This is a genomic window from Paenirhizobium daejeonense, from assembly GCF_014280875.1.
GTDB classification, from domain to species: domain Bacteria; phylum Pseudomonadota; class Alphaproteobacteria; order Rhizobiales; family Rhizobiaceae; genus Allorhizobium; species Allorhizobium daejeonense.
Genome location: NZ_JACLAL010000021.1, coordinates 1 through 1038 on the forward strand (window position 1 = coordinate 1; position 1038 = coordinate 1038).

At 62.6% G+C, this 1038-nt stretch carries 1 protein-coding gene; it reads left to right on the forward strand.

Annotated elements, in window-relative coordinates:
• Positions 1 to 1038, forward strand: a 1038-nt coding sequence (locus H4I99_RS24310) for an S-(hydroxymethyl)glutathione dehydrogenase/class III alcohol dehydrogenase (protein ID WP_186663413.1), incomplete at its 5' end; no start/stop codon positions are given.

The window sequence follows — 1038 nt, forward strand, 5'->3', positions numbered from 1 at the left end:
TTGATCGAGGTGAAGGCGACGGGGATCTGCCATACCGACGATTTCACGCTGTCGGGCGCGGATCCGGAAGGCCTGTTCCCGGCGATCCTCGGCCATGAAGGTGCGGGCATCGTCGTGGACGTCGGACCGGGCGTCACCTCGGTCAAGAAGGGCGACCACGTCATTCCGCTCTACACCCCGGAATGCCGCGAATGCTATTCCTGCACCTCGCGCAAGACCAATCTCTGCACCTCGATCCGCGCCACCCAGGGTCAGGGCCTGATGCCCGACGGCACTTCGCGCTTTTCCATCGGCAAGGACAAGATCCATCACTACATGGGTTGCTCGACGTTCTCGAACTTCACCGTCCTGCCTGAGATCGCGGTCGCCAAGATCAACCCCGACGCACCCTTCGACAAGGTCTGCTACATCGGCTGCGGCGTCACCACCGGCATCGGCGCGGTGATCAACACCGCCAAGGTCGAGATCGGCTCGACGGCGATCGTCTTCGGTCTCGGCGGCATCGGTCTGAACGTTCTGCAGGGCCTGCGTTTGGCCGGCGCGGACATGATCATCGGCGTAGACATCAACCCGGACCGCAAGGCATGGGGCGAGAAGTTCGGCATGACGCATTTCGTCAATCCGAAGGAAGTCGGCGACGACATCGTGCCCTATCTGGTCAACATGACCAAGCGCAACGGCGACCTGATCGGCGGCGCGGACTACACCTTCGACTGCACCGGCAACACGAAGGTGATGCGTCAGGCGCTGGAAGCCTCGCATCGCGGCTGGGGCAAGTCTGTGATCATCGGGGTCGCGGGCGCGGGCCAGGAAATCTCGACGCGTCCGTTCCAGCTGGTCACCGGCCGCAACTGGATGGGCACGGCCTTCGGCGGCGCGCGCGGTCGCACCGACGTGCCGAAGATCGTCGACTGGTACATGGAAGGCAAGATCCAGATCGATCCGATGATCACCCACACCATGCCGCTCGAAGACATCAACCATGGCTTCGAACTCATGCACAAGGGTGAATCCATCCGCGGCGTCGTCGTCTATTGA